Genomic DNA, 8792 nt, shown 5'->3' with positions numbered 1-8792 from the left:
GGTGTGACAAGTGGTGTGACAAGTGGTGTGACAAGTGGTGTGACAAGTGGTGTGACAAGTGGTGTGACAAGTGGTGGGTGTGAGAGATCAGTCGAACGCGCACATTTGGAACGTATTCGTCACGATGTCGTCACGCACAGGCGACAAACTTGGAGAGCCTGAGGAGGTGTCAGCATGGATCTTTCCTACAGCCCGAAGATCGTTCCAATCCAAAACGGTATCGACGCGACCGTAACGGTCTCGATGTTCGATGAACATCTCGTCATTTGCGCCCCGCCCCACCTCGACCTAGAAATGACGAACGTCCTGGTCATTGCTGCCGCATCGGCGGTGGGCTGCGGTTCCACGGTCATGATCGATCTCGATCCTGACACGGCAAGTGACGAGCTCATTGCGCGCCGTCCGCTGAGCGCTGTTGCGAGTTGCGTTACCAGCGCGGGCGGACCTGCCGCAGTTCTCGGGCCCGGCTATGTCCAACTCACCACACGCGACGGATACTGGACCATTGACCTGGGCCAAGGCCGACTGTGCCGATCCAACGACCCTATCGAACCGCACTTCGTCGGGCTTGACGACTGGACGCACATCTGTGCGCTCTGGGTGACCCCAACCAGTGTGACCGCGCTCACGAACGACGGGATGTACCTGTCAACGTTCGCCGCGTGGACCAACGAACGACGACTCAACAGCGCCTGACGCACACAGGTTGACTGGTTCCGCCTCACGAATCACCTGTGACGGATCAACCGGGGCTGCGCGCAGCAAGCCAGAGCGTCGACAGCGGACCGACGTCGATGGTCGCCGAGCACGACTGACCCTGCCAGGGTTCCTCGACGCCGTCAGCGATGTCGATCGGTTCCGCGCCAGCTGCGATCGAGTTGGTGTCGATACCACGGTGGCCGCTTCCCCAAAACTGGGGTGAGTCGGTGTCGAGCACCACGTGCCAGTCGCCGCCCCAGGGCAGCCCGACGCGGTAGCCCGGCCGAGCAACGGCCGTGAAGTTCGCGATACAGACCACGGCTTGTGCGCCGTTGACGCCCCACCGCGTGAAGGCGAACATCGAGTGCGCAGCGTCGTTGGCATCGAGCCACTGGAAGCCAGCCTGGTCGGTGTCGCGCTCCCACAGCGCCGGCCACCGGTCGGCGATCGCGTTCATCGCATGAATCGTGTCGCACACACCCTTGTGCGGCGGATGCTCCGCAAGATGCCACGGCAACTCGGCAGCATCGTTCCACTCCTGCCAGGGCGCCAGTTCCGCGCCCATGAACAGCAGCGGCGCACCGGGCATCGACCACTGCCATGCGAGCAGGTTGCGGAGCGATGCAAACTTCTGCCAGTCATCACCGCTCATCTTGTTCAGGAGGCTGCCCTTGCCGTGGACCACCTCGTCGTGGCTCAGCGGAAGGACGAATCGCTCGTTGTAGGCGTACAGCTGCGAAAACGTCATCTCGTTGTGATGGTGTTTGCGGTACACACCGTCGAGCGCGAGATAGCCGAGCGAATCGTGCATCCAGCCGAGGTTCCACTTGTGAGTGAAGCCGAGGCCGCCCTCGACGACCGGATGGGTGACACCCGGCCACGCCGTCGACTCTTCCGCAATCATCAAGACGTCAGGAAACTCTTCTGCGACAACGCTGTTCGTCTCTTGCAGGAGCGTGATCGCCTCGAGGTACTCGTTGCCTCCGTGCACGTTCGGTGTCCATTCGCCTTCTTCGCGCGAATAGTCGAGGTACAGCATCGAGGCCACGGCGTCGACCCGCAGGCCATCGATGTGGAACTCATCGAGCCAATACAGGGCGTTGGCAACAAGAAAGTTGCGTACCTCGTTCCGCCCAAAGTCGAAGACGTAGGTGCCCCAGTCAGGATGCTCGCCGCGCTGCGGGTCAGGGTGTTCGTACAGTGCCGTGCCGTCGAAACGGCCGAGGCTCCACTCGTCTTTCGGAAAGTGCGCCGGTACCCAATCGAGTATGACGCCCACACCGTGCTTGTGGAGCACGTCGACGAACCGGCGGAACCCGTCAGGGTCACCGAAGCGCGCCGTCGGGGCGTAGTAACCAGATACCTGGTAACCCCACGATCCGCCGAACGGGTGCTCCGCAACCGGAAGCAGTTCGACGTGCGTGAAGCCGAGCGACGACACATGCGCTGCAATCTGCTCGGCGAGGTCGTCCCACGTGTCGACTCCGCGCCGCCACGACGCAAGATGCAATTCGTAGATCCGCATCGGTGCATCGCCGTCGACGGTGACATGGCGGTCATGCATCCACTCGGTGTCAGACCATTCGTGCTTGCTCGGCGTCGGCACGACGCTGGCATCACTCGGCGGCGCCTCGGTCTGGCGAGCCATCGGGTCGGCCTTGCGGAGCGTGCGCCCCTCTTTGCTGACAATCTCGTATTTGTAGCACTGGCCAGAGCGGGCGGCCGAACAGATGGCCGTCCAGATTCCAGTCCGCCCGTTGGTCTCGATCATCGCCATCGGCTCGGGTTGCCAATCGTTCCAATCACCCACAACGGCAACCGACACAGCATTGGGTGCCCACACGGCGAACTGCACTGCGCTCACGCCTGCGGGGCCCGGACCGAACACCTGCGGGCCGAGCACTTCCCACAATCGACGGTGGTTGCCCTCTCCGAGCAGGTGGAGATCGAGCTCGCCAATCGGGGCTCGCTGCGACCCTGTCGAACCGGAAGTCGAACCGGAAGTCGAACCGGAAGGGGGCACAGAGTCAATCGGTGGCATCGACCTCCAGAGTAGAGTGCGCGGCCGTGCGTGTGTTGTTGTTGTCCTGGGACTTCCCACCAAAAGAGACAGGAGGCACGGCTGCGCACGTCGATGGGTTGAGTCGTGCGCTCGCGGCGAACGGACATGACGTGGTCGTGATGACCACCACACACCCCGGTACCGACCGCGTCGCCGATGCTGCTGGGCCGGTTCGTGTCGTACGTGGCGTCGCCGACCTGCCATGGCTGTCGAAGACCGATCCGGTTGCACGCACCGCTTCGGCGAATCACGCCTTCGTCAAACTCGGTTGCAGCCTTCCCGACCTGCTCGACGGGTGGGAACCTGACGTGGTCCACGGACACGACTGGCGAATGGGCTGGTCGGCTGACACGCTGTCTGGCCGGTTCAATGTGCCGTTCATTCTGACAATGCACGGCACCGAACGGGTCCGGCACGGAGGCCAACTCCCGCCAGGCGTGCCGAGCGACATCAACTCAATCGAATGGTGGCTCGCCTTCCAAGCCGATCGACTGATCTCGCCCACCAGGTTCATGGCGGACCAACTCGTGTCGAGCTTCGAGCTCCCGCCAGAAATTGTCGCCCGCGTCCCCAACGGCATCGATCCCAACCTGTGGCTGGTCGAGGGTGACACGCCGGTCGAGCGAGAACAGTTGGTCCTCTCCTGGGGTCGCGTCCAGTTCGAGAAGGGCTTTCAGGTGCTCGCGCGCTCGATGGCCGACGTACGGGCACGAGTCCCGGGCGTGCAGTGCACCATTGCGGGGCGAGGTAGCTACCTCCCGGAACTCCAAGCACAAATCGACGTTGAGGGCGTCAGCGATTGTGTCCACGTCACTGGCTTCTTGAACGACACCGAACTGCGCCATCTCACCCAGCGCGCTGGGTGCGTCGTGATCCCGTCGCTCTACGAGCCGTTCGGTCTCGTCGCACTCGAGGCCCTCGCCGCCGGCGCGCCGCTCGTCGTCGCTCGGACAGGTGGCCTCGCCGAAATGATCGAGGGAACCAATGCCGGCCTCACGTTCGAGCCGGGCCGGCCGGACGACCTCGCGAACTGCATCGAACGGGTACTGACCGATCATGTTCTTGCTGACGAACTGACTCGCAACGCACGCGAACTCATCGAGCGGAATTATTCGTGGGCTGCCATCGCAACGGCCACCGCACGCGTCTATTCGACATCAATTGACGCCCGTCAACGCTGACTCCCTGGCCACTCACCACCATTTCGAAGGCAAGCGCATCTCCAAGGTAGGAGCGCTTCGAAAGCCAGCGTGGGTGACGGGCCGGACATTTTCGACCACCTCAAACACAGTCTGTTACAGGTCGTTATCCTCGCTTCGGTGCGCCCGCTCCATCAGTTCAACGTCGTCAGCGAGATCCCTGAATCGCTCGCCGGCATCACCGACCTCGCCGCAAATCTCCATTGGGCGTGGGACCGTGAACTCGCCCACGTGTTCGATCGACTTGATGGCAGTGCACCCAGCTCGTGGCGGCGTACTGGCCAGCATCCGGTCGATTTGGTCCGTCGGACATCACCAACGTGTTGGGCCAAGCTTGCGGGCGACGCAGACTTCGTCATCAGCGTCGGGGATGCATGTGAACGTCTCCAGCAGGCTGTCACCGGGCCGTCGTGGTTCGGCGATCGCAGCGCAGCCTCTGAGGGCTCGCCGCTGCAATCTGTTGCGTACTTCTCCCCCGAGTTCGGCATCACCGAGGCCCTCCCGCAGTACTCCGGTGGTCTCGGCATTCTGGCCGGCGATCACCTGAAGGCATCGTCCGATCTCGGCGTGCCGTTGATCGGCGTCGGCCTCTTCTACGCCGAGGGATACTTCCACCAGCAGCTGAACCAAGACGGCTGGCAGGAGGAACGCAACGAGCGCATCAACCCTGCCGCACACGGCGTCCACCCGACCGGACTCACGATCGAAGTCGACCTCGCCGGCACCACTGCGCTGGTCGCGATCTGGCGCGTCGATGTTGGCCGGATTCCGCTGTACCTCCTCGACACCAATCTGCCCGAGAACACGCCGGACGTCATCGCTGTCACCAACCGCCTCTACGGCGGCGACGAGCAACACCGTCTGCGCCAGGAGATCATCTTGGGTATCGGCGGTGTCCGAGCACTGCGCGCCCTCGGCATCGCTCCGCAGGTGTTCCACAGCAACGAGGGCCACGCCGGGTTTCTCGGCCTCGAGCGGCTCCGCGAGTTCACCGATGCCGGGCTCACCTTCGCCGAAGGGATCGAGGCAGTACGCGGCGGCGGCGTCTTCACCACTCACACCCCCGTCCCGGCCGGCATCGACCGATTCCCGCGGGAACTGTTCGAGTCCTACTTTGCCGATTTCGCGACATCGTGCGGGGTCACGTTCGACGAACTCATCGCGCTCGGCCAGCGCGCTGACGAGCCAGATGGCAAGTTCAACATGGCAGTCATGGGGCTCCGCCTCGCGGCCCGCGCCAACGGCGTTGCCAAGCTGCACGGCGAGGTCGCACGTGAAATGTTCGGCGGAATGTGGCCCGATCTACCGAGCAACGAGACACCCATCGGCCACATCACGAACGGCGTCCACGCCCGCACATGGGTCAGCGACAGGACCGACGAATTGTTGACCGGCGCGCTCGGAGACGATTGGCATCTGGCTGGCGCCGATGCCTGGGCCCATGTTCGCAACATCGACCAGTCCGACATCTGGGCCATGCGTAACGTCGGTCGCCAAGAACTCGTCGACCTCGTGCGTGATCGGCTTGGTCATGATCTCCTCGATCCGAACGTCCTCACGATCGGGTTTGCCCGTCGCTTCGCCACGTACAAGCGAGCGAACCTCCTGCTGGACCAGATCGATCGGTTGCGTGCACTCCTGCTCGACGCCGACCGACCCGTGCAGTTCGTCTTCGCCGGAAAGGCCCACCCGGCCGACCTTCCTGGCAAGGGTCTGATCCAGCAGATCGCCAAGCTCGCCGCCGACGCCGATGTACGCCACCGCTTCGTCTTCATCCCCGACTACGACATCGGCATCGCCCGCACGATGTACCACGGCTGCGACGTGTGGCTCAACACGCCTCGACGCCCGTTCGAAGCCTGTGGCACCAGTGGCGAGAAGGCCACGCTCAACGGTGTGCTGAACTGCTCGATTCTCGATGGCTGGTGGGCCGAGATGTCCGACGGCACCAACGGATTCGACATCCCGTCGTTTGACGACGACCACGACCTCGCCCGACGTGACCACCGCGAAGCGTCGGCGACGTTCGACGTGATCGAACAGCAGATCGTGCCGCTGTTCTACGACCGCCCCAACGACGGCACTCCCAGCGGTTGGATCGAACGCATCCTGAACAACTGGGAGACACTTGGTTGGAACGTCGTGGCCGCACGCATGGTGCGCGACTACGTCACGACCCTCTACGAACCTGCGGCCGCGTCGTCTGATCTGCGCCTCGCCGACGGAGCCGCAGCAGCCCGCGAGTTGTCTGCGTGGAAGGCTGGCATCACTTCGGCCTGGCCGTCCGTTTCGGTCCAACTCGTCGCCGATGGATCCGAGGTCGCCGACGGCATCAGCGGCACCGGGCGTTCCGTTCGAGTCCGTGTCAACCCCGGCAAGCTGCGCGCTGACGAACTCGTCATCCAGGTCATGCACGGCCCACTCTCCAGCGACGGCAGCTTCGACCAGCACCGGACCGTGGCTGTCAACCTCGAGCCTGTCGGTGACGGCATCTACGCAGGTCACTTCACGCCAGGCGATGCCGGCCCCTGGGGCCTCAGCGCACGAGCGCTACCGACCCATCGCGCACTCAGCTCAATTTTCGACACTGGCCTCGTCGCCTACGGGTAATGCGCCTTGCGGCGTCATTCACGACATCGGTCGACAGCGATCTGAACCCGTTGTCTCGCTAGCCTCCAATGGTGCAATCGTTGACTTCGGAGGATTCAACCCAACCGGTTGTTCCGCCGTCGCCACTCGTGCTGCTGTTCGCCTTCGGCGGGCTGATGGCGGCACTGGCCTCGGGCTACGGCGTTCTGTTCACCATCGTCGCTGACTTCCGTGACCAATACGGCATCAGCGAGACCGCCATCGGGTTCGTGATCGGGCTCGGCTTCATCGCCGGATTCTTGTCGCAGATTACTCTTGCACCGCTCGCCGACCGCGGCCACGCCAAGAAGCTCGTCTTCATCGGCGTGCTCGTCAACGTCGCCGGGCTGCTTCTGATGGCGCTCAGCACGACACTGACACCCATCCTGATCGGCCGATTCATCTCCGGCATCGGCATCGGCGCGGCCAGCCCGGCGGTCAAGCGCATCGTGATCCTCGCCGACCCCAACAACCTCGGCCAGAACATGGGCCGCCTGCTCGCCGCCGACGTCTTCGGCTTCGCCACCGGGCCGGCGATCTCGGCAATTCTTGTGGGCCCGTTCGGTATTCCCGCCCCGTTCATCGTGGTCGCCGCGATCACGCTGATCCTGCTGCCGATCGTCGCTCGCGTCCCAGTGCAAGAGTCGGTGGAACAGTCCGAACACCGCTTCGCCCTCGACCTGCTCAAGATCCGACCATTCGCTGGCGCCGCCATGCTCGGCGCCGTCGCGTTCGCAATGATCGGCGCCTTCGACGCGCTGTGGGACGTGGTACACAAAGACCTCGGCACCACCGACTGGATCGCGAACCTCGGTATCACCCTGTTCGGCCTGCCGTTGATCTTCCTCGGCCCGCCAGGCGGACGCCTCGCCCAAACATTTGGCCCTTTCAAACTCAGCTCGATTGGCCTGCTGTTCGCGTCCGCAATCATGTGCCTCTACGGGTTCCTGCCAAGCGGCGGGCTGATCTTCGCTGTGGCGATGGTGCACGCCATCTCTGATGGCCTCACCATCTCTTCGGCTGGCGTCGCAGTCGGCATGGTGGTTCCTACCGATCGACAGGCCGGTGCACACGGTGTCGTCGGTGCTGCCCAGGCAATCTCGGCCGGCATCATGGCCGCAATGACCGGCGCGCTGTACGAGGCGTACGGCCAGACCACCGCATATGTGGTGGCAGCCGCCGTCATGCTGGTGATGACGGTGACCGGCCTCTGGCTCGCCCGATCAGCCTGGGACATTTCGCGACCGATCGGTTCCTCGGTCAACAACTAAACGCACCGCCCGAGCAACGGAGTCTCCGTCCAGAGTTGTTGCGCGCTGTCTGCTGTCACACTTTGGTCAGACATCGGCGTGACATCGGCGTGACAGGCGGGCTCCGTGCTCAGGCTCGTTTCTCGGGTTGCTTACTCCGGATCACTTGCCGGTGAACTCAGCCTGACCAGGGCCGTTCTCGAGGAAGCTCTTGACGCCGATCTGGCTGTCTTCGGTTCGGAACACTTCGACGAACGCATCAAGTTCGATCTGTAGACCTGCGGCGAGTGTCGTCGAGAGGCCCTCGTCGATAGCCCGCTTGCAGATACCCTGGCCTGTGAGCGCACCCTTGGCAAGAGTGGCACCGAGTTCGAGTGAGCGTTCCATCAGTGCTTCGGGTGCAACGACCTCGTCGGCGAGGCCGATCCGATGGGCTTCTTCGGCCTTGACCATTCGACCGGTCAGGCAGATCTCTTTGGCCTTCGACGGGCCGACCACACGCGCAAGCCGCTGCGTGCCGCCACCGCCAGGGATGATGCCGAGCAGGATTTCGGGTTGACCGAACACCGCGCGCTCCGATGCGATTCGATAGTCACACGCCAACGCCAGTTCGCAGCCGCCGCCGAGTGCGTAGCCGCTGACCGAAGCAATCACGAGGCAGGGCAGTGCCGCAAGCCGGTTGAACGCGGCATGGATCTGCGGGCCGATCGACTTGGCTTCTTCCGGGCCGCCGAATTCGGAGATCTCGGCGCCAGCAGCAAAAATGCGATCGCCACCGCTGACGATCAGCGCTGCGGGCGGGGCGTCAGTCAGTTCTTGTGCGGCTGCACCGATCTCGGCGACGAGCGCCCCGGAGAGCGCGTTGACCTTCCCGTTGGCGAGGGTGAGGACGGCAACGCCGTTGTCGAGTCGTTCGAGAGTGAGGAGTTCGTAAGCCATGGACGCGAACCTACG

The 8792-nt window shown here is 63.6% G+C and carries 6 protein-coding genes; 4 read left to right on the top strand and 2 right to left on the bottom strand.

Annotated features, from left to right (window positions below; all coding sequences use genetic code 11):
- Positions 1–174 precede the first annotated feature (174 nt).
- Positions 175–696, top strand: a complete 522-nt coding sequence (locus tag ACH2EI_RS01420; RefSeq protein WP_395154637.1) for a hypothetical protein — start codon at positions 175–177, stop codon at positions 694–696.
- Positions 697–742: 46 nt separating this feature from the next.
- Here ACH2EI_RS01420 and glgB read toward each other — a convergent pair whose 3' ends face one another.
- Positions 743–2740 carry a 1,4-alpha-glucan branching protein GlgB gene (gene glgB, locus ACH2EI_RS01415; protein ID WP_395154636.1) on the bottom strand — a complete coding sequence of 666 codons (1998 nt, stop codon included), beginning with the start codon at positions 2738–2740 and terminating at the stop codon, positions 743–745.
- A gap of 26 nt (positions 2741–2766) precedes the next feature.
- Between glgB and ACH2EI_RS01410 the strand changes: the two genes are divergently transcribed.
- The 3 genes from ACH2EI_RS01410 (at position 2767) to ACH2EI_RS01400 (ending at position 7859) form a co-directional block, all read left to right on the top strand.
- Positions 2767–3942 (top strand): glycosyltransferase family 4 protein, encoded by a 1176-nt coding sequence (locus ACH2EI_RS01410; RefSeq protein WP_395154635.1) that lies wholly within the window; start codon positions 2767–2769, stop codon positions 3940–3942.
- Between the two features lie 138 nt (positions 3943–4080).
- Positions 4081–6570 (top strand): alpha-glucan family phosphorylase, encoded by a 2490-nt coding sequence (gene glgP / locus ACH2EI_RS01405; protein WP_395154634.1) that lies wholly within the window; start codon positions 4081–4083, stop codon positions 6568–6570.
- A gap of 80 nt (positions 6571–6650) precedes the next feature.
- On the top strand, positions 6651–7859 hold the full coding sequence (locus tag ACH2EI_RS01400) for an MFS transporter (RefSeq protein ID WP_395154633.1): 1209 nt from the start codon (positions 6651–6653) through the stop codon (positions 7857–7859).
- A gap of 141 nt (positions 7860–8000) precedes the next feature.
- Here ACH2EI_RS01400 and ACH2EI_RS01395 read toward each other — a convergent pair whose 3' ends face one another.
- Complete coding sequence (locus ACH2EI_RS01395) at positions 8001–8777, bottom strand: enoyl-CoA hydratase/isomerase family protein (protein ID WP_395154632.1); 777 nt, start codon at positions 8775–8777, stop codon at positions 8001–8003.
- Positions 8778–8792: the final 15 nt, after the last annotated feature.

The organism is Ilumatobacter sp., from assembly GCF_041688325.1.
In the GTDB taxonomy this organism is placed as follows: Bacteria; Actinomycetota; Acidimicrobiia; order Acidimicrobiales; family Ilumatobacteraceae; genus Ilumatobacter_A.
This window is presented reverse-complemented; position numbering and strand designations above follow the sequence as displayed.

Bases quoted from the DNA above. Each gene is read 5' to 3' on its own strand.
- ACH2EI_RS01395 (WP_395154632.1), bottom strand. From the start codon at position 8,777: ATGGCTTACGAACTCCTCACTCTCGAACGACTCGACAACGGCGTTGCC.
- glgB (WP_395154636.1), bottom strand. From the start codon at position 2,740: ATGCCACCGATTGACTCTGTGCCCCCTTCCGGTTCGACTTCCGGTTCG.
- ACH2EI_RS01420 (WP_395154637.1), top strand. From the start codon at position 175: ATGGATCTTTCCTACAGCCCGAAGATCGTTCCAATCCAAAACGGTATC.